This is a genomic window from Leucobacter sp. Ag1, assembly GCF_000980875.1.
Taxonomy (GTDB): Bacteria; Actinomycetota; Actinomycetes; order Actinomycetales; family Microbacteriaceae; genus Leucobacter; species Leucobacter iarius.
The window spans coordinates 1-18,283 of record NZ_LAYO01000076.1; the positions used below are offsets into that span (position 1 = coordinate 1).

The following is an 18,283-nucleotide window of genomic DNA, read 5'->3' on the forward strand; positions in this document are numbered from 1 at the left end:
CTCGACCGCGAGCTCGCGGCGGCGCAGCTCCTGCTCGACCGCGCTGCGCTTCTGCTGCGCCGCGTCGACGCGGCCGCGCAGCTGGGACAGCTCCAGGTCGTGCTTCGACACCAGAGCGCTCTGCGCCGCGAGGTGCTCGTCGATCGCGTCGAGGCCGCGCTGCGCGCGGGTCGTCGCCGCGGTCGCGTTCTCCCAGGACGCCTCGGCCTCGGGGATCAGCGATTCGAGGCGACCGGCTTCGGACCCGGCCTCCTCCACGCTCGCGCGCGTCAGCCGGCCGATCTGCTCGGGATCCTCGGCCTGCGTGGCGAGGAAGGTGAGCCGCTGCTGCGCCTGGGCGTAGAGCCCGCGCAGGCGCGACTGCGACGATTCGAGGGCGATCGTCACGCGGCGCGCGGCGTCGAGCTCCTCGCTCTGCTGGTCCTGCTCGAGCCGCTGGATCCGCAGCTGCTTCTGCTCGATCTGCTCCTGCAGCACGATCCGCTCCGCGTGCCGCTCGGACTCGTCCTTCGCGAGCGCTTCCAGCTCGTTCCGCAACCGGAACACGTCGTCGGCGAGCAGCCGCGCCTTCGCGTCCCGCACCTCGGCGGCGATGCCCTGCGCCTGCCGCGCGACCTCGGCCTGCCGACCCAGCGGCTTCAGCTGCCGACGGATCTCTCCGGCGAGATCGTTCAGACGGGTGAGGTTCGTCTCCATCGCGTCGAGCTTGCGCAGCGTGCGCTCCTTGCGGCGGCGGTGCTTCAGGATCCCCGCCGCCTCCTCGATGAAACCGCGGCGGTCCTCGGGCGTCGCGCGCAGCACGGCGTCGAGCTGCCCCTGACCGACGATGACGTGCATCTCGCGGCCGAGGCCGGAATCGCTCAGCAGTTCCTGCACGTCGAGCAGGCGGCAGTTCTCGCCGTTGATGGCGTACTCGCTCGAACCGTTGCGGAACAGGGTGCGGCTGATCGTCACCTCGGAGTACTCGATCGGCAGCGCACCGTCGGAGTTGTCGATGGTGAGCCGCACCTCGGCACGGCCGAGCGGCCCGCGGGTGGAGGTGCCCGCGAAGATGACGTCCTCCATCTTGCCGCCGCGCAGCGACTTCGCGCCCTGCTCGCCCATGACCCAGGCGAGGGCGTCGACCACGTTCGACTTGCCCGAGCCGTTGGGACCGACGATCGCGGTGACCCCGGGTTCGAACTGGAAGGTGGTGGGCTGGGCGAACGACTTGAAGCCCTTGAGCGTGAGGCTCTTGAGGTGCATGCGCCCCGTCCTTCCGCTCGTCGCCACCCGCGACCGTTGCCGCACTGGGGAAACGGTACCGGATCGGCGCGGAATCGGCATGATCCCGCGCCGATCCGGACCTTCGGAAGGCGCTAGACGATCCGCTCGGGGTGCGCGAGCAGCTCGTGCACCGACGCGGGCGGCTCGATGCCGTCGCGCAGGTCGGGGGCCGCCTCGGCGGTCGCACTGGGCGCGCCGAACCGCACGAATCCGGCCCAGGCGTCGCCCGCGATGTCGGACTCCTCGTCCTCGGGCCAGTCGGCCGAGACGCGCAGCGACCAGCGGTCGATCGGCAGGGCGAGCGCGACCGTCGCCGCGAGCTCCTTCTTGCTCGACGGCCGCACCTCGGCGCTGCGGTTCGGGATGAAGCGGTCGGAGAGCGCATCGAGCACGGCCGGCTTGTCGGCCGGATCGATCGTTTCGAACCGGCCGAAGAGCATGGCGCTCCGATAGAGCATCGACGATTCGAAGGTGCTGCGCGCGACGACCACGCCGTCGACCTTCGTGACCGTCACGCTGACCTCCTGCGCAGCGATCGCGCGCATCCAGCGGGATCCCGTCGAGCCGTGGATCACCAGCCGGTCGTCGATCACGGCGAAGCCGGTCGGGAACACGACCGCGCTCCCGTCGACGACGAGCCCGACGTGCGCGAGCACGGTCGAGCCGAGCAGCTCGTCGAGCGCCGCGCGTTCCGTCGACATCTTCTCGGGCATGCGTTGCGAGACGAGACTGGGCATTCGGGGGTCCTCCTGGGGTCGTTCGGCGTGAGCGCCGGTTCCAGGATCATCCCGGAAGCGGTCCTCGAAGAAGTCCGATTCGCTACGATTCGAGAGGACCGATCCCGGCAGCGCGCGGGATCCCGATGCGCCCGGGAGGCCACCATGCTCGATGCGTCGATCTGGATCGCGCTCGACCGCGGGACCGGCGAGTCGCTCGCGGCGCAGCTCGTCCGCCGGCTCCGCGACCGGATCCTCTCGGGCGACCTCGCCGAGGGCGAGGCGCTCCCCTCGTCCCGGGCGCTCGCCGAGTCGCTCGGCGTCGCCCGCTCGGTCGTCGTGCGCGCCTACGAGCAGCTCGGGGGCGAGGGATATCTCGATGCCCGGCTCGGATCCGCGACGCGGATCGCCGCCGGCATCGTTCCGGCGGCAGTGCCGGCGGTGCCGGTCGTTCCGCGGACGGGTACGGCCGCGTCACCCGGTGCAGCGGGCAGCGGGGATCCCCGGCCCGCAGGCGGGGCATCGCGGCCGGCATCGCCCGCCGCCGACCGCGGCCCGATCGACCTCCGCACGGGTCATCCCCACACCCCGCCGCTCCCTCCCGAGGAGTGGCGGCGCGCCCTCGCCGTCGCGGCTCGCGAGCCGCTGCGCTCGTACGCGCCGCCGCCCCTCGGCGAGCAGCGCCTCCGCGAGCAGATCGCGCTGCACGTCCGACGCTCGCGCGGGGTGCCCTGCGCGACCGAGGACGTGATCGTGACCTCCGGCACCTCCGACGCGCTGCTGCTCGTCTCGCTCGCGCTGGGCGCCGGTGCGCGCATCGCGACCGAGGATCCCGGATACCCCGAGGCGTCCGCCGTGTTCGAGACCGCGGGCCTGCACGTCGAACCGGTCCCCGTCGGCGACCGCGGCCTGCTGCCGGAGCTGCTGAGCGCGGTACGCCCGCGAGCCGACGCGGTGCTCGTCACCCCCAGCCACCAGTTCCCGCTCGGCGGCCGGATGACCGCTGCCGAGCGCACCGCGCTCGTCGCGCTCGCCGCGCGCACCGGGACCCTGATCATCGAGGACGACTACGACAGCGAGTTCCGTCACCTCGGCGCGGCACTGCCCGCGATCGCCGCGCTCGACCCCGGCGGGGTCGTGGTCCACATCGGCAGCCTGAACAAGACGCTGTCCCCGTCGCTGCGCTGCGGATACCTCGTCGCCACCGCGGGGAGCCCGATCCACGACCGGCTGACGCGCACCCGCACCGCGCTCGGTCCCACCGTGCCGCTCGTCACCCAGTCGGCGCTCGCGGCGTTCTTCGCCTCGGGCGGGCTGCGCCGCTACGTCGCGCGCACCCGGCGCGAGTACCGGCACCGCCGCGCCCTGCTGCTCGAACGGTTCGCCGAGCACGGCCTGGCCGACCGCCTCTCGGGGCTCGACGGCGGGCTGCACGCGGTGCTCGCCCTGCCCGACGGGATCGGTGGCACCGAAGCCGCGGCGACGCTGGAGTCTCGCGGGGTGCTCGTCGAGACCGTCTCCCAGTTCGCGCGGCTCCCACGCGCCGACGACGCACTGGCCATCGGCTACGGAGCGGAGACCGCGATCCGGCTCGACCTCGGGCTCCGCACCGTGCTCGAGGTCGTGGCCGGGGCCGGGGCCTGACCGCCTACTTCGCCTCGGGGTCGGGCTCGTGGATCCCGAAGACGTTGTTCTCGGTGTCGAGGAAGTACCCCTGCCAGGCCATGCCGGGCAGCGCGTACTTGGGCATCGCGAGCGTGCCGCCCGCCGCGAGGATGCGCTCGGCCGCCTCGTCGAACGAGGCGACCCCCATCGTGAGCACCCCGCCGCCGACCGCAGCGCCGGGCTCCGGGTTGTCGCCGTGCCGCTGCATGATCGCACCGTCGATGCCGGGGCCCTCGCCGGTGCGCAGACCGAAGTACGGCATGCCCGCGTATTCCGTCCAGTCCTCGGACTGCCAACCGAAGACCTCGACGTAGAAGGCGACGGCCCGTGCCGGATCCGCCGCGTGGATCTCGAAGTGGACCGGACGGCCGTTGCCGTACGAGACTTCCTCCTCAGCCGCGGCGTTCTCGACCTGATCGTTCATGATGACTCCTCCTCGCTGAGCAGTGCGCACCCGCCGATCGCGAGCACGCCTCATTCTGCTCCCGGCCGGGCCCCGAGCGGAAGCCTCCGGATCGGACGCGTTCGGTCCGCGCGCGGTCGTCGCGCGCTCAGCCCGCGAACGGATCGGCGTCGAAGGCTCCGCCGGCGTTGAGGAACGACACCGCGGCATAGACCAGCAGGACCACGCCGGCCACCGGCCAGCAGACGCGGGACCCGATCCGCGTGGTGCTCCAGATCGCCAGCGGGAGCCCGACCGCGCAGGCGACGAACGTCGGCGGGCAGTAGACGAGGTACAGGGCGCCCCAGCTGTCGAACGCGCTGGCGACCAGGGCGACGAGCACGAACACCGCGGCGACCGCGAGCCCGAGGAGGAAACCCTGGGTGATCGGCGAGTACCGACGCAGGCGTGACCCCAGCGCGAAGACGAGCACGCCGGCGAGCGCCGGGACGACGGCGAGCGGGAACGCGGCGGTGCCCGAGAGTCCTCCGAATCCCCCGATACCTCCCTGCGGCCCGAGGATGAGCAGCAGGCCGGCCATGGTCGCGATGAGCACCGCGAGCCAGACGCGCCAGGCCATGCCCCAGCGCGAGCTCCGCATCCACGGGTGGTCGAGGCGAACGCCGGGCTCGACGGGGTGCAGATCCACCATGCAGCCAGGCTAGCAGTACGGTTTCGCCCCGATCTCGGCCGCGTCGTCGAGAGCGGACGCATTCGCCATTGCGCATGTGACAGCATGCTGTCAAAATGGACGCACTGACCGGAGGAGGCCCCCATGCACCCCGCCAAGATCGCCCTGTACGCGACCGACACCATGGCCGACTGGGAGTACGCGTACCTGACCACGCAGCTCTCCGACGCCGAGCAGATGAAACCGGGCCGATTCTCGCTCGTCATCGTCGGCGACGGCCTCACCCCGGTCACCTCGATGGGCGGACTGCCCATCTCGCCGTCCGTCGATCTGGCCGACATCGTCGACGACGACTCCCTCGCCGCGCTCGTGATCCCCGGCAGCGACCGCTACGAGTCCGGCCACGAGCGGCTCGCCGAGACCACGCGCGCGCTGCTCGACCGGGACGTGCCGGTCGCCGCGATCTGCGGAGCCACGTTCCTGCTCGCCCGCAACGGCCTGCTCGACGCGCGCGATCACACCTCCAACGCCGCCGAGTACCTGCAGATGACGGGCTACGCCGGCGGCGAGCGCTACCGCGACGCGCCCGTGGTCACCGACGGCGGCATCACCACCGCGAGCGGGATCCGCCCCGTCCCCTTCACCGCGGAGGTGATGCGACGCGTCGGCCTGTTCCCCGACGACGTGATCGACGCGTGGGAGCAACTCAGCCTGACGGCTGATCCGCAGTACTTCCAGGCCTGGATGGAGGCCGCCGATGCCTGGCAGAAGTCCTGAGGGGGACGCGCTCACCGCGCTCGTCCTGCCGGCGTTCGAGCTGAACGGCGAGTTCCTGAGCGCGGCCGCGATGATCAGCGCCCCGCATCAGCTCACCCCGGCGCAGTGGCAGGTGCTCGGCGCCGCGCTCGAGGATCCGATCCCGGTGGCCGAGATCGCGCGCCGGATCGGCCTCGGCCTCACCCGGCAGAGCGTGCAGCGCGTCGCCAACGACGTGGTCGAGGCCGGCTGGGCTGAGTGGCGCGACAATCCGCAGCACCAGCGCGCCAAGCTGCTGGCACCGACCGCCTCGGGCCGCTCGGCGGTCGCCGCGATGGCGGCCGAGCAGCACGCCTGGGCGGACCACGTCGGCGCAGCGATCGGCGATGCCGAGCTGGCCGAGCTGCGCCGCCTCATCCCGCGCGTCATCGCGGCATCGCGAGAGTACCGCGAGACGACGGCCGGCGACCGCGATGCCTGAGCGAGCGGGGCGTCGTTCGCGCCACCGCGCTCCGTCGACCGGGCCCGAATCATCCTTTCGAGACGCCGAACGGATGATTCGGGCCCGGTCGATGTCGGGGGCAGGAACTACGCTGACGCCATGACCGAGAAGATCGACTTCAAGCGCACGCTCGCGTCCTACCGCGCCCCGCGCGGCCGGTTCGAGATCATCGACCTGCCCGAGCGCCGGTACCTCATGATCGACGGCCACGGCGACCCCAACTCCGAGGCCGCCGCCGACGCGATCGCCGCGCTCTACCCCGTGGCCTACGCGATGAAGTTCGCGAGCGCGCGCGAACTCGACCGCGACTACGTCGTGCCGCCGCTCGAGGCGCTCTGGTGGGCGGACGACATGGACTCCTTCACCTCCGCCCGCGACAAGTCGCAGTGGGACTGGACCATGATGCTGCTGATGCCCGACTGGATCGACGAACAGCGATTCGCCGCGGCGGTCTCCGCGGCGAGCGCCAAGAAGGACGCCGCCGCCCGCATCGGCGACGTCCGGCGTGAGTCGCTCACCGAGGGCCGCTGCGTGCAGACCCTGCACGTCGGCTCCTACGACGACGAGACCGACACGCTCGCGGAACTGCACGAGCGATTCATCCCCGGGCAGGGACTCCGCATGACGGGCCGGCATCACGAGGTCTACCTCGGGGATCCGCGCCGCACGGCACCCGAGAAGCTGCGCACGATCCTGCGTCAGCCGGTAGCGGACGCGGGCACCGCCTGACGCCGGTAGCGGGTCAGACCCGACCGGACCTCGCGCTCGCTCGAGACGTCCTCGAGTCCGGCTGCTTCGAGCAGCCGCTTCGTACGGCGCGACAGCTCGGGCAGGTTCGGGGCCGTGCCCGGCGGCTGCTTCGCGACTCCGACGATGAGGGACCGCCGTTCTCCGCGCGCGCCGAGCTCGATCCGCGCGTACTCGCTCCCCCGCCGCCAGATGAGCTCGTCGAGCTGCACGTAGCCGCACTCGAACACGTCGTCTCCGACCTCGAGCCGCAGGCGCCGGTCTCCGAACAGGATCGAGCAGCGGCGGCTCCGAACCCGGAACATCGCGCTGATGATCGCGTAGAGCGGCAGCCCGATGACCAGCGCGAGCGCGACGATCACCACCATCGGCCCCGCGTTCATGATCGCGGGGAACGCGAGCATGAGTCCCGCCCCCAGCAGGCTCGCCACGACGATCGTGCCGACGATCACTCCGGTGAGCGCCCCGAAACGCATCGGGGCGGCGGAGAAGCGCACGATCGCGCCGTCGCTCTCGGCGGCCTCCCACTCGGGCAGGCGGCGGTCGACCGGCTTGCTGCCGACCTTGACGAGCGCCGTGACCGTGTGGAGCAGTGCGAGCACCAACCAGGCGACGGCGACGAGCCCGGCCATCTGGAGCGCGAAGAACACGCCCCAGCCCGAGTCCGGGAGGATCCCCGCCTTCGCGAGCGGCTTCGTCCAGAGGAACATCGCCCAGATCGTGAGTGCGATCGCCGCGATCGCGCCGACGTGGAGCATGATCCGGATGCGGAACTGCTCGACTCGGTTCAGCCCGTCGAGGATCGCGTTGCCCGCGAACCATCCGCCGAGCAGGGTGATCAGGAACGGGACGATCCAGTCATCGCTGAGCCCGAAGGTCCCGGTCGCGAAGAGCACCGAGGCCGCGGCGATGAGCAGGGCCGCCCAGACGAGCGGCTTTCCGAAGATCCCGCGCACCGCCCAGCCCGCTCCGCCGTGTTCGCCCATGGTCCGCAAGTCTATTCCGTGATCCGAGTCCGGGTTCTCCCGTCCGAGGCCGGGCCCGAACGCGTGACTCCGTCGCCCGTCACGCCTACGCTGAGCGCAGGGCCCGGGATGTCGGGTGACGAGGATCGAGAGGATCCGCCATGAACTTCTTCGGCTTCAACGTCTCAGGAGAACCGCCGACCGAGTACCGCCCTCGCGAGACCTTCGCGACGCACGAGGAGTTCGTGCGGTGGAATTGGCGGCGCCCCGGCGTCGTCGCCGACGGGGTGACGCTGGTCGAGCTCTACGATCGCATCCGGGCGCTCGAGGCTCGGGTGCAGGAGCTCGAGGGCCGCTGACGTCGGCCGCTACTTGAACGCGTCGCGCAGCAGGAGCAGGTAGGCGAGCGCGAACACGGCCACGATCCCGACATTCACGCCGAGGCGCAGCCAGAAGTACTCGCGCAGGAACAGCACGTCCACGCCGACGATGAGCAGGCCCATCACGACGAGGTAGACGGTGACGAAGATCGTGTGAGACATGGGATCCCCTCGCTCTCGCTCGGGTCCGTTCTTCCGGGCCGTTGCGCTGAGCATACGCCCGCGAGCCTCGGGGTGGCGGCGCCATCGCTGCGCGCGAGCTGGGAGCGCTCAGGCCTTCGCGCGCTGGCGGAACCCTCCGCGCGGCACGTGGATCAGGCGCCCGATCCGAGGATCTCGCGGGCGCGCAGCACCGTCGCGAACTCGCCGTGCAGGTTCGTCGCGGTCGTCTCCGATAACGAGGCCGCTTCGATCAGGTTCCCGTCCGGCGAGCGCCGGTCGAAGGTGTGCGTGGCATCGATCGCGAAGACCGTGTCGTAGCCGAGGTTGCCGGCCATGCGCGCGGTGGTCTCGCAGCAGTGGTTCGTCGTGATCCCGCAGATCACGAGCTGCGAGATGTCCTCCTGGCGCAGCCAGGCGTCGAGATCGGGTGTTCCGTAGAAGCTGGAGTTGACCTGCTTCCGCACGAGCAGGTCGGGATCGCCGGTGACGCAGTCCTTGAAGTCGTGGCCGGGCTGCCCCGGGTGCAGCGGAGAATCGGGGTTCGCGGAGTCGTGCTGCACGAACACGAGCGGCCACTCCCGCTCCCGCCAGTGCGCGATCAGCGCGGCGATGTTCGCCTCGCACGCGGGGTTGTCGCGCCTCCCCCAGAACGCGGCGTCGTCGAAGCCGCGCTGCATGTCGATCACGATGAGGGCGGGTCTCGCCGCGGGGCTCCAGGACATGCCTGCACGATAGCGCAGCTCACGCACCGGTTGGAGGCTACGTGCGCTTCCGCTGGCACTTCGGGCAGAAGTGCGATCCGCGGTTCATGAACGCCATGCGCTTGATCGGGGCGCCGCAGCGCGGGCAGGCCTCCCCCGTGCGGCCGTAGGCGTTGAGCGAGTGGGCGAAGTACCCCGCCTGCCCGTTCACGTTAACGTACTGCGCGTCGAAGCTCGTGCCGCCCTCGGCGAGGGCCTTCGCGAACACCTCGCGCACGTGCGCGAGCAGCTCGGCGGCCTTCGCTGCTCCGATGCGGGTGCCCGCGGTCTCCGGGTGGATCCGCGCGCGCCACAGCGCCTCGTCCGCGTAGATGTTGCCGACACCGCTGATGACCCCTTGGTCGAGCAGTTGTCGCTTCACCGCGACCGGGCGGGCGCGCAGCCGCGCGACGAACAGCGCGTCGTCGAAGGCGGGATCGAGTGGGTCGCGCGCGATGTGCGCCGCCTGCCCGGGGATCAGCGCCTCGGTGGATCCGCGGCCCGCGGCGAAGCCGTCATCGGTGGCGACGAGCGCGTCGATGGCGAGGGAGCCGAACAGCCGCTGATCCGAGAAGTCGAGGCGCAGCTCACCGTGCTCGGGATGCTCGATCCAGAGCCGCACGCGCACGTGCGCGTCATCGGGAGCGTCGTGTGCGCGCAGCAGCATCTGCCCGCTCATGCCGAGGTGGGCGAGCAGCGCGACCGGAGGGCCGTCGGCGATCGGCACCCACAGGAACTTGCCGCGCCGGGCCGGCGCGGCAAACGAAGCGCCGACGATGCGACGTTCGAAGTCCGCGGCGCGCGCCGCAGCCGCGGCGGCGTCGAGACTCACGCCCACGCCGCCGACCCCGGCTTCGTCCGAGAGCGGCACGTGGCGCTTCAGCGCCCGCGCGTCGCGCACCTCCGCGGCGACGACGCTCGCGCCGTTCAGCGCGGGCGCGAGGCCCGCGCGAACGACCTCGACTTCGGGGAGCTCGGGCATCGCGAACGCCTCGCCTACCGGCCGTTGCGCAGCTGCGCGACGGCGTCGCGGGCGGCCGCGAGCTCGGCGGCCTTCTTGCTGGTGCCCCGGCCGGTGCCGACGGCGCCCGCGAGTTCGACGCGCGCGGTGAAGCGGCGATCGTGGTCCGGCCCCTCACCCGTGACGTCGTATGCGGGATGCGGCAGACCGCGGGCGGCCGCCTCCTCCTGCAGCGAGGTCTTGGGGTCGAGCGCGACCGTGAAGCGGTCGGGATCCTCGAGCAGCGGCGCGACGAGCTGGCGCACGAACTGCGCAGCCGTCTCGGGATCGGTCGACAGGTAGACGGCGCCGATGGTCGCCTCGACGGTGTCCGCGAGGATCGAGTCCTTGTCGCGACCGCCCGTCAGTTCCTCGCCCTTGCCGAGGCGCAGCTCGGAGCCGAGGCCGAGGCCTCGGGCGATCTCGGCGAGCGCGACCGTCGACACCAGCGCGGCGCGCCGCTTGGCGAGCTCGCCCTCCGAGAGATCGGGATAGTCGCGGTACAGCTTGACCGTGACCGCCTGGCCGAGGATCGAGTCCCCGAGGAACTCGAGACGCTCGTTGTGCGGCGCGCCCCCGTGCTCGTAGGCCCAGGAGCGGTGCGTCAGCGCGAGCTGCAGCAGCTCGGGATCGATCGCGACGCCGAACGATGAAAGAAAGCCGCCGGGCTCCCCCGAAGGGGATCCCGGCGGCATCATGTATTGCGAAGTCATGCACTCGCGACGACATCACGAGGATGTCGTGCAATCAGCTCAGACGTCGGCGACCTTGCGGCCCTTGTACTCGAGGAACAGGGGGGTGCCCTGCGAGTCCTCGACCACGCGAGCGCGGTGCGGGAGGCTGTAGACGGTCTTACCGTTCTCGACGGTCTTGACCAGCTTCGGGGCCTCGGCCTTCCACGCCGAACGGCGGTGACGGGTGTTCGAACGCGACAACTTCCGCTTGGGAACAGCCATGATGTTCTCTCCTACTTGCTATCCGGCGCGGGCTGTTCGCCCTCGCCACGGTCTGGGTCGGCCACAAAATCGGCCAGCATCGCCCATCGCGGATCAACATCCACGCTGGACACGGCTGCAGCTCCGGCCTCGCGCAGCTCACCGGACTCGGGATCGAGCCCCGGGCAGTCCGGGCGACACACAGGCTGGAACGGTAGTGCGAGCACTACCGCGTCTCGGAGCGGAGGTTCAAGATCCACGTGATCACCGTGAACCTCATACTCGTCGGCCTCCGAAGGAGTATACGCGAAAAGCTCTTGAAAATCGACTTCGAACGGTTCGGTGAACTGCGTGAGGCAGCGACCGCACTCCGCATGCATGGTCGTGCGGGCGGTTGCGGAGACGAGGATGCCCTCGTGGACGGACTCCAGACGCACCGCGAGGTCGAGCTGCTCGCCCGCCGGGATGCGGGCCAGAGCCTCGCCGAGCTGGTCGGGGACCTCGAGGGTGCGCTCCCGCTCCCGCATCTCGCCGGGGCGATTGATGAGGTCGCGGATGTTCTCCTGATAGACGCGGGTGTGATTCACCGATCCAGGGTACCGGATCAGGCTGGGCGCGTCTTCTCGAGGTAGCGGCCGACGGCCGGAGGCACGTAGGACGCGACGTCGCCGCCGAGCGCCGCGACCTGGCGCACGAGCGAGCTCGACACGTGGGCGTGGCCGGGATCCGGCAGCAGGAACACGGTCTCGACGTTCGCGAGGCTGCGGTTCATCAGCACCATCGGGGTCTCGTAGGCCACGTCGATCTGCGAGCGGATACCCTTCACGAGGACGGACGCACCCACCTCGACGCAGTAGTCGACCAGCAGGCCGACCGACCACGAGGCGACGACCACGTTGCTCGGGATCGTCTCGTCCTCGTCGATGGAGCGCTGCAGCAGGTTGACCCGCTCGGCGATGGGGAGCATGGCGTGCTTGTCGGGGTTGTGCACGACGAGCACGTGGACCTGGTCGAAGATCGCGGCGGCCCGGCGGATCACGTCGAGGTGTCCGAGGGTCACCGGATCGAAGGAACCGGGAACGACGGCGATTCTGGTCATGCGGCCAGCCTAGAGGCTCCGATATCGACGCCGCGGCATTTTGCGGGTTCGCGCAGAATTCGTTCAGCGGTTCCGGATCGAGGTGCACGATTGATCGCAGATCCTGCGACGCGACGGCGTGTCGCGCACCTCCGGATCGCACCGAAGGTGCCGCCGGGACGCGTCAGGACTTCGCGAGGTTGTCGAGGTGGTCCTGATCCCCCGCGATGAGCGCGGCGAGCAGCGGGGCGCCGTGGAGCTCGGGATCCGCGTCGAGCAGCGCGGCGGCGACGTCGCGCGCGTGCGCGATCAGTTCGCCGTGCTCGACCACGCGCAGGAGGCGCAGCGTCGAGCGCCCGCCCGATTGCTCGGTGCCGAGGATGTCGCCCTCGCGCCGCAGTTCGAGGTCGACCTCGGCGAGCACGAACCCGTCGCGGGTGCCCGCGACCGCATCGAGGCGCTCGCGCGCCACCATGCCGTCGGCCGCGGTGGTGAGCAGCAGGCAGAGCCCCGGATGCTCGCCACGGCCGACGCGTCCGCGCAACTGGTGCAGCTGCGAGATGCCGAAGCGGTCGGCGTCTCGCACGACCATCATCGACGCGTTCGGCACGTTGACGCCGACCTCGATGACGGTCGTTGCGACGAGGAGCTGGATCTCGCCGGCCGAGAATGCCCGCATGACGGCGTCCTTCTCGTCGGGTTTCATCGCGCCGGTGAGGCCGGCGGTCGTGATCCCGGCGAAGTCGGCGCGCGCCCGGAGCTCCGCCAGCGTGTCCTCGACGTTGGAGATCTGCGGCGGGGCTCCCCCGCCGCCGACCTCCGGCTCGACCGGACCCGGATCCTCGACGCCTTCCTCTTTCGCGCCCGCCGCGATCGCGGGGCACACGACATAGACCTGGCGTCCGGCGGCGATCTCCTCGAGGGATCGGAGCCAGGCGCGGTCGGCCCACTTCGGCCGTTCGAACACGGGGACCACGAAGGTCTCGATGCCCTGACGCCCGGCCGGGAGGTCGCGGATCGCGGTCACCTCGAGGTCGCCGAAGGCCGTGAGCGCCACGGTGCGCGGGATCGGCGTCGCGGTCATGGCGAGCACGTGCGGCTCGTCGCCCTTGCGGCGGAGCGTCTCGCGCTGCTCGACGCCGAAGCGGTGCTGCTCGTCGATGACGACGAGGCCGAGGTCGGCGAAGGTCACGTTCTCGCTGAGCAGCGCGTGCGTGCCGACGACGATGCGGGCAGAACCCGCGGCCGTTGACAGCAGGGCGCGTTTGCGCTCGGCGGTCGGCATCTTGCTGGTCAGCAGCACGGGGTTCAGCAGCGGTGCCAGCTCGGGGCCCAGCGACTCGACGATCGACCGCAGGTGCTGCGCGGCGAGCACCTCGGTCGGCGCGAGCAGGGCGCTCTGTCCGCCGCCCTCGGCGACCTGCAGCATGGCCCGCAGCGCGACCAGGGTCTTGCCCGAGCCCACCTCGCCCTGCAGCAGGCGGTGCATGGGGTGCGGCTGCGAGAGCTCCTCGGTGATCGTGGAACCGGCCGCCCGCTGCCCGGCCGTCAACTCGAACGGCAGCGCCGCGTCGAAGCGGTCGAGCAGACCGCCGGCCTTCGGCGGACGCGGGGCGCTCGGCGCGATGCCCGCGCGGCGCCTGCGGTCGAGCAGCGCCAGCTGCAGTTCGAACGCTTCGCGGAACCGCAGGCTCTGCTGCGCCCGCTGCCAGTCGTTGGTGCGCTGCGGCCGATGCACGAGTTCGAAGGCCTCGCGCAGCTCCAGGATCCCCTCGGCGTCGCGGATCGACCGCGGCACCGGATCCTCGAGGGGGCCGAGCGCGTCGAGCGCGAGCCCCACCGCGCGCTGGATGGTCCAGCTGGGCAGCTGCCCCGTGGCCGGATAGATGGGGATCGGCGTCTCGGACCAGGCCTTCGCCGCCGCCTCGTCGAGTTCGGCGCCGTTCGTCACCGCGTCGTCGTCGAGCAGCTCGTAGTCGGGATGCTGCAGCTGCAGCTGACCCCGGTACTCGCTGACCTTGCCCGCGAAGATGGCGCGCTTGCCCGGCAGCAGCTCGTTCGACCGCCAGGCCTGGTTGAAGAAGGTGAGCGAGAGGAAGCCCGTGCCGTCGGTGATGCGCACCTCGAGCAGCTTGCCGTTGCGGCGCTGCATGCGGCGCTCGCGCACGTCGAGCACCTGCGCGACGACGGTGATCTGCTCGCCCACCGGCAGGCCGGTGAGCGCGGTGAGCTCGCCCCGGCGGGAGTACCGCCGCGGCACGTGGAGCAGCAGCTCGCCCATGGTGCGCATCTCGAACGCGCGCTGGAGCGCCTGGGCCGTGCGGCCGCCCACGACTCCCTCGAGTCGGGTCTCCAGGCTCGTGTCGTTCACATCCCCAGGCTATCGGGCACCTCCGACACCCGGCTCCGCGCGGCTCGCGCCTTCGGCCCGAGAAGGAGATCCGGGTTCAGAAGGACGTTCTGGCGAGAATCCTCCTCCTGAACCCGGATCTCCTTCGGAAGCGACCCTCGAACGGAGGAGCAACCGGACGGTCGAGCACGACCGGGTACGCTCGTCCGGTGACCAGAATCATTGCGGGCAGTGCGGGATCGCTGCGACTCGAAGTCCCCAAGGCGGGCACGCGTCCGACGAGCGACCGGGTGCGCGAGGCGATCTTCTCGGCGCTCGATTCGTGGGGCCTCATCGAGGGCGCGCGCGTGCTCGACCTCTACGCGGGGTCCGGCGCGCTCGGCCTCGAGGCCATCAGCCGCGGCGCGGCGCGCGCGACCCTGGTCGAGAAGCACCCGCAGGCGGCGCAGGTCGCGGGCCGCAACGCCCGCACCGTCCTCGGCGCGTTCCGCACGGCGAGCACCTCCCCCGAGGTCGACGTCGCACGGCAGTCGGTGCAGCACTTCCTCGACGGGCAAGCGCCCGTCGCCGCGTGGGACGCGATCCTGCTGGATCCGCCCTACGACCTGGGCGAGGAGGAGCTCGCAGCGAACATCGCGGCGCTCCCGCCGCTGCTCGATCCCGATGGCGTCGTGCTCGTGGAGCGGTCGAGCCGCAGCCCCGAGCCGAGCTGGCCGGAGGGCCTCGTCCGGATCCGCGAGAAGCACTACGGCGAGACCGTGCTGTGGTGGTCGGAGCTCGCCGGGCGCTGAGCCTCCAGCGTCACGGTGCTGCGGCGCCGTAGAGACGCACCCTAGACGCGCCACAACGGCGAACGGGCGCCGGAACCCGGAGGTTCCGACGCCCGTTCGATCCTTCAGATCGCCGTCATGCTGCGCGAGGAACGAGTCGCAGTATCGCGCAGGATGACGTTCCCGGTCGTTAGCGCGGGATGAGGGTGTACTTGGTCGAGAGGAACTCGTGGATGCCCTCGGCACCGCCCTCGCGTCCGAGACCCGACTGCTTCACGCCGCCGAACGGAGCCGCCGCGTTCGACACGATGCCCGTGTTGAGGCCCATCATGCCGCTCTCGAGCTTCTCGATCATGCGGTGACCGCGCGCGATGTTCTCGGTGAACACGTAGCTCACGAGACCGTACTCGGTGTTGTTGGCGATCTCGACGGCCTCGTCCTCGGTGGAGAAGCGGATGATGCCGAGCACCGGTCCGAAGATCTCCTCGCGCATGATCGCGGCCTGGGGGCTGAGCTTGTCGATGACCGTGGGCTGGAAGAAGTTGCCCGGGCCGTCGATGATCTCGCCGCCGGTGACGACGGTGGCGCCGTTCTCGACCGCGTCGGCGACGAGGCGAGCGGAGTTCGCCACGGCCTTGTCGTCGATGAGGGCGCCGATCTGCACGTCCTCCTCGGCGCCGCGGCCGATCTTGAACGCCGCGACCTTCTCGGCGACCTTCTTCGCGAACTCGTCGGCGACCGACTCGTGCACGATGATGCGGTTCGCGGCGGTGCAGGCCTGGCCGATGTTGCGGAACTTCGCGAGCATCGCGCCCTCGACGGCCTTATCCAGATCGGCGTCCTCGAAGACGACGAACGGGGCGTTGCCGCCGAGCTCCATCGAGGTGCGGAGCACGTTCTGAGCAGCGGCCTCGAGCAGCTTGACGCCCACGGGGGTCGAGCCGGTGAAGCTGAGCTTGCGCAGGCGGGTGTCGCTGAGCAGCGCGCTCGACTGGGCGCTGGCCTTCGACGTGGGGACCACGTTGACGACGCCGGCGGGCAGTCCCACCTCTTCGAGCAGCTGCACGAAGAAGATGGTGGTCAGCGGGGTGAGCGCTGCGGGCTTGATGACCACGGTGCAGCCGGCCGCGAGCGCGGGGGCGATCTTGCGGGTCGCCATCGCGAGCGGGAAGTTCCACGGCGTGATGAAGTAGCACGGGCCGACGGGCAGGTGCGAGACCATCATGGTGCCGGTGCCCTCGGGGTTCTGGCGGTAGTCGCCGTGCACGCGCACTGCCTCTTCCGAGAACCAGCGGAGGAACTCGCCGCCGTAGTTGACCTCGCCGCGGGCCTCGCTGATGGGCTTGCCCATCTCGATGCTCATGAGGAGCGCGAACTCCTCCTTGCGCTCCATGAGGAGATCGAAGGCGCGGCGCAGGATGTTGGAGCGCTCGCGGGTGGGGGTCGCGGCCCAGGCGTCCTGAGCGGCGACGGCGGCGTCGAGCGCGCGCACGGCGTCCTCGACGCTGGCGTCGGCGATCGACTTGATGACCTCGCCGGTGGCGGGATCCTTGACGTCGAAGGTCGCGTTCGACGAGGAGGGCTGCCAGGTGCCGGCGATGCCGAGGCCCGACTGGACGCGGTCGAGCAGGTCCTGCTCGTTCTGCTTCAGTGCCATGAGGGGTGTCCTTTCGGTGTTCTGAACTGCGGGTCGAGCGGGCGGTGCGGATCCGGGATCGGTGTTCGATCCCGGATCCGCGCCGCCCGCTCGGTGCGCGTCGTTAGTTGGCGGCCAGCGCGTCGGCGACGATCTGCAGGCCCTCGCGGAGCAGCTCGTCGGAGATCGAAAGCGGCGGGAGGAAGCGGATCACGTTGCCGTAGGTGCCGCAGGTGAGAAGGATGACACCCTGCTCGCCGGCGTACTTGGCGATCGCGCCGGTGAGCGCGGCGGCCGGGGTCTTCGAACCCGATTCGACGAGCTCGATGGCCTGCATGGCGCCGCGGCCGCGGATGTCGCCGATGCGGTCGTCGGACTTCGCGAGCTCGGTGAAGAACTCCTCGATGATCGCGCCGATCTCGCGGGCGCGCTCGACGAGGTTCTCCTCCTGGTAGGTCTCGATCGTGGCGAGCGCCGCGGCGACCGCGGTCGGGTTGCCGGTGTAGGTGCCGCCGAGGCCGCCCGCGTGCGCCGAGTTCATGATGTCGGTGCGACCGGTGACCGCCGAGAGCGGCATGCCGCCGGCGATGCCCTTCGCGGTGGTGACGAGGTCGGGGACGACGCCCTCGTGGTCGGCGGCGAACATGTCGCCGGTGCGGGCGAAGCCGGTCTGCACCTCGTCGAGGATGAAGACGACGCCGTTGGCGGTCGCCCACTCCTGGATCGCGGGGAGGAAGCCCTCGGCCGGGGCGATGAAGCCGCCCTCGCCCTGGATGGGCTCGATGATGACGGCGGCGGTGTTGGCCGCGCCGACCTGCTTCTCGATCTGGAGGATCGCCTGGGCCGCAGCCTCGGCGCCGGTCAGGCCGTCGCGGTAGGGGTACGACGCGGGGGCGCGGTAGACCTCGGGGGCGAACGGGCCGAAGCCGTCCTTGTAGGGCATGTTCTTCGCGGTCATGCCCATGGTGAGGTTGGTGCGGCCGTGGTAGGCGTGGTCGAACACGACGACGGCGTTGCGCTTGGTGAAGTGGCGGGCGATCTTGATCGCGTTCTCGACGGCCTCGGCGCCCGAGTTGAACAGCGCCGAACGCTTGTCGTGATCGCCGGGGGTCAGCTCGTTGAGCTTCTCGGCGACCTCGACGTAGCCGTCGTAGGGGGTCACGGTGAAGCAGGTGTGGGTGAAGCGCTCGACCTGCGCCTTGACGGCCTCGACGACCTTGGGGGCCGAGTTGCCGACACCGGTCACGGCGATGCCCGAGCCGAGGTCGATCAGCGAGTTGCCGTCGACGTCGACGAGCACGCCGCCGCCCGCGGCGACGGTGAAGACGGGGAGCGCGACGCCGACGCCCGAGGCCACGGCCGCGTTCTTGCGAGCGAGCAGCTCCTGCGACTTCGGACCGGGGATCGCGGTCACGAGCTTGCGCTCCTGCGGGAGCGAGGGTCCGCCGATGATGGTGGCGTCGGTCATTGAGTTCCTCCTTGACTCAGTTGGCGTCGCGACGGTTCGTCGCGAGTACTGGAGTCAGCCTATGACCGCCGCGC

The 18,283-nt window shown here is 70.9% G+C and carries 21 protein-coding genes; 6 read left to right on the forward strand and 15 right to left on the reverse strand.

Translation table 11 applies throughout. From position 1 onward, the window contains the following. Window positions 1-1,245 (reverse strand): chromosome segregation SMC family protein (locus XM48_RS03970; RefSeq protein ID WP_046454500.1); only part of this gene is annotated, 1,245 nt, incomplete at its 3' end. 113 nt (window positions 1,246-1,358) lie between these two features. Further along, the gene (locus XM48_RS03975; protein WP_046454501.1) at window positions 1,359-2,003 is read right to left on the reverse strand and encodes a pyridoxamine 5'-phosphate oxidase family protein; all 645 of its coding nucleotides are present in this window, start codon (window positions 2,001-2,003) and stop codon (window positions 1,359-1,361) included. Window positions 2,004-2,147: 144 nt separating this feature from the next. Between XM48_RS03975 and XM48_RS03980 the strand changes: the two genes are divergently transcribed. After that, entirely contained in the window at window positions 2,148-3,626 is a 1,479-nt protein-coding gene (locus XM48_RS03980) for a PLP-dependent aminotransferase family protein (RefSeq protein WP_046454502.1), read from the forward strand. Window positions 3,627-3,630: 4 nt separating this feature from the next. Here XM48_RS03980 and XM48_RS03985 read toward each other — a convergent pair whose 3' ends face one another. Together XM48_RS03985 and XM48_RS03990 are read right to left on the reverse strand one after the other, a co-directional pair. After that, window positions 3,631-4,071 carry a VOC family protein gene (locus tag XM48_RS03985; RefSeq protein WP_046454503.1) on the reverse strand — a complete coding sequence of 147 codons (441 nt, stop codon included), beginning with the start codon at window positions 4,069-4,071 and terminating at the stop codon, window positions 3,631-3,633. A 127-nt stretch (window positions 4,072-4,198) separates the two neighbouring features. After that, the gene (locus XM48_RS03990) at window positions 4,199-4,741 is read right to left on the reverse strand and encodes a hypothetical protein (RefSeq protein WP_046454504.1); all 543 of its coding nucleotides are present in this window, start codon (window positions 4,739-4,741) and stop codon (window positions 4,199-4,201) included. Between the two features lie 123 nt (window positions 4,742-4,864). Between XM48_RS03990 and XM48_RS03995 the strand changes: the two genes are divergently transcribed. The 3 genes from XM48_RS03995 (at window position 4,865) to XM48_RS04005 (ending at window position 6,707) form a co-directional block, all read left to right on the forward strand. Continuing rightward, entirely contained in the window at window positions 4,865-5,497 is a 633-nt protein-coding gene (locus XM48_RS03995; protein ID WP_046454505.1) for a DJ-1/PfpI family protein, read from the forward strand. After that, complete coding sequence (locus XM48_RS04000; RefSeq protein WP_046454506.1) at window positions 5,478-5,957, forward strand: MarR family winged helix-turn-helix transcriptional regulator; 480 nt, start codon at window positions 5,478-5,480, stop codon at window positions 5,955-5,957. The genes XM48_RS03995 and XM48_RS04000 overlap by 20 nt, the downstream gene beginning before the upstream one ends. 120 nt (window positions 5,958-6,077) lie before the next feature. Further along, window positions 6,078-6,707 (forward strand): GyrI-like domain-containing protein, encoded by a 630-nt coding sequence (locus tag XM48_RS04005; RefSeq protein WP_046454507.1) that lies wholly within the window; start codon window positions 6,078-6,080, stop codon window positions 6,705-6,707. On the opposite strand, the gene XM48_RS04010 is transcribed toward XM48_RS04005, so the two are convergent. Then, window positions 6,677-7,711 carry a hypothetical protein gene (locus tag XM48_RS04010; protein WP_046454508.1) on the reverse strand — a complete coding sequence of 345 codons (1,035 nt, stop codon included), beginning with the start codon at window positions 7,709-7,711 and terminating at the stop codon, window positions 6,677-6,679. The two genes, XM48_RS04005 and XM48_RS04010, sit on opposite strands and share 31 nt — an antisense overlap. Before the next feature lie 140 nt (window positions 7,712-7,851). Between XM48_RS04010 and XM48_RS04015 the strand changes: the two genes are divergently transcribed. Next, the gene (locus tag XM48_RS04015; RefSeq protein ID WP_046454509.1) at window positions 7,852-8,049 is read left to right on the forward strand and encodes a hypothetical protein; all 198 of its coding nucleotides are present in this window, start codon (window positions 7,852-7,854) and stop codon (window positions 8,047-8,049) included. A 9-nt stretch (window positions 8,050-8,058) separates the two neighbouring features. Here XM48_RS04015 and XM48_RS17795 read toward each other — a convergent pair whose 3' ends face one another. The 8 genes from XM48_RS17795 to XM48_RS04050 form a co-directional block, all read right to left on the reverse strand. Then, window positions 8,059-8,232, reverse strand: coding sequence for a hypothetical protein (locus XM48_RS17795; RefSeq protein WP_156174922.1), 174 nt, complete (start codon window positions 8,230-8,232; stop codon window positions 8,059-8,061). A gap of 152 nt (window positions 8,233-8,384) precedes the next feature. Then, window positions 8,385-8,954, reverse strand: coding sequence for a cysteine hydrolase family protein (locus XM48_RS04020; RefSeq protein ID WP_046454529.1), 570 nt, complete (start codon window positions 8,952-8,954; stop codon window positions 8,385-8,387). 37 nt (window positions 8,955-8,991) lie between these two features. Beyond that, window positions 8,992-9,954: a bifunctional DNA-formamidopyrimidine glycosylase/DNA-(apurinic or apyrimidinic site) lyase gene (gene mutM, locus XM48_RS04025; RefSeq protein WP_046454510.1), complete on the reverse strand. Its 963-nt coding sequence runs from the start codon at window positions 9,952-9,954 to the stop codon at window positions 8,992-8,994. 14 nt (window positions 9,955-9,968) lie between these two features. Further along, window positions 9,969-10,670 carry a ribonuclease III gene (gene rnc / locus XM48_RS04030; RefSeq protein WP_046454511.1) on the reverse strand — a complete coding sequence of 234 codons (702 nt, stop codon included), beginning with the start codon at window positions 10,668-10,670 and terminating at the stop codon, window positions 9,969-9,971. 54 nt (window positions 10,671-10,724) lie between these two features. Then, on the reverse strand, window positions 10,725-10,928 hold the full coding sequence (gene rpmF, locus XM48_RS04035) for a 50S ribosomal protein L32 (RefSeq protein WP_046454512.1): 204 nt from the start codon (window positions 10,926-10,928) through the stop codon (window positions 10,725-10,727). A gap of 11 nt (window positions 10,929-10,939) precedes the next feature. Next, window positions 10,940-11,494, reverse strand: a complete 555-nt coding sequence (locus XM48_RS04040; protein ID WP_231580793.1) for a DUF177 domain-containing protein — start codon at window positions 11,492-11,494, stop codon at window positions 10,940-10,942. Window positions 11,495-11,511: 17 nt separating this feature from the next. Beyond that, a complete protein-coding gene (gene coaD / locus XM48_RS04045; protein ID WP_046454513.1) occupies window positions 11,512-12,006 on the reverse strand; it encodes a pantetheine-phosphate adenylyltransferase in 495 nt (164 codons plus the stop codon). 163 nt (window positions 12,007-12,169) lie between these two features. Continuing rightward, entirely contained in the window at window positions 12,170-14,356 is a 2,187-nt protein-coding gene (locus XM48_RS04050) for an ATP-dependent DNA helicase RecG (RefSeq protein ID WP_046454514.1), read from the reverse strand. Window positions 14,357-14,544: 188 nt separating this feature from the next. Between XM48_RS04050 and rsmD the strand changes: the two genes are divergently transcribed. Continuing rightward, window positions 14,545-15,126 (forward strand): 16S rRNA (guanine(966)-N(2))-methyltransferase RsmD, encoded by a 582-nt coding sequence (gene rsmD / locus XM48_RS04055; protein ID WP_046454515.1) that lies wholly within the window; start codon window positions 14,545-14,547, stop codon window positions 15,124-15,126. Between the two features lie 169 nt (window positions 15,127-15,295). Here rsmD and XM48_RS04060 read toward each other — a convergent pair whose 3' ends face one another. Together XM48_RS04060 and gabT are read right to left on the reverse strand one after the other, a co-directional pair. Then, window positions 15,296-16,762, reverse strand: coding sequence for an NAD-dependent succinate-semialdehyde dehydrogenase (locus XM48_RS04060; RefSeq protein WP_046454516.1), 1,467 nt, complete (start codon window positions 16,760-16,762; stop codon window positions 15,296-15,298). Window positions 16,763-16,865: 103 nt separating this feature from the next. Next, window positions 16,866-18,209 carry a 4-aminobutyrate--2-oxoglutarate transaminase gene (gene gabT, locus XM48_RS04065; RefSeq protein ID WP_046454517.1) on the reverse strand — a complete coding sequence of 448 codons (1,344 nt, stop codon included), beginning with the start codon at window positions 18,207-18,209 and terminating at the stop codon, window positions 16,866-16,868. Between the last annotated feature and the right edge of the window lie 74 nt (window positions 18,210-18,283).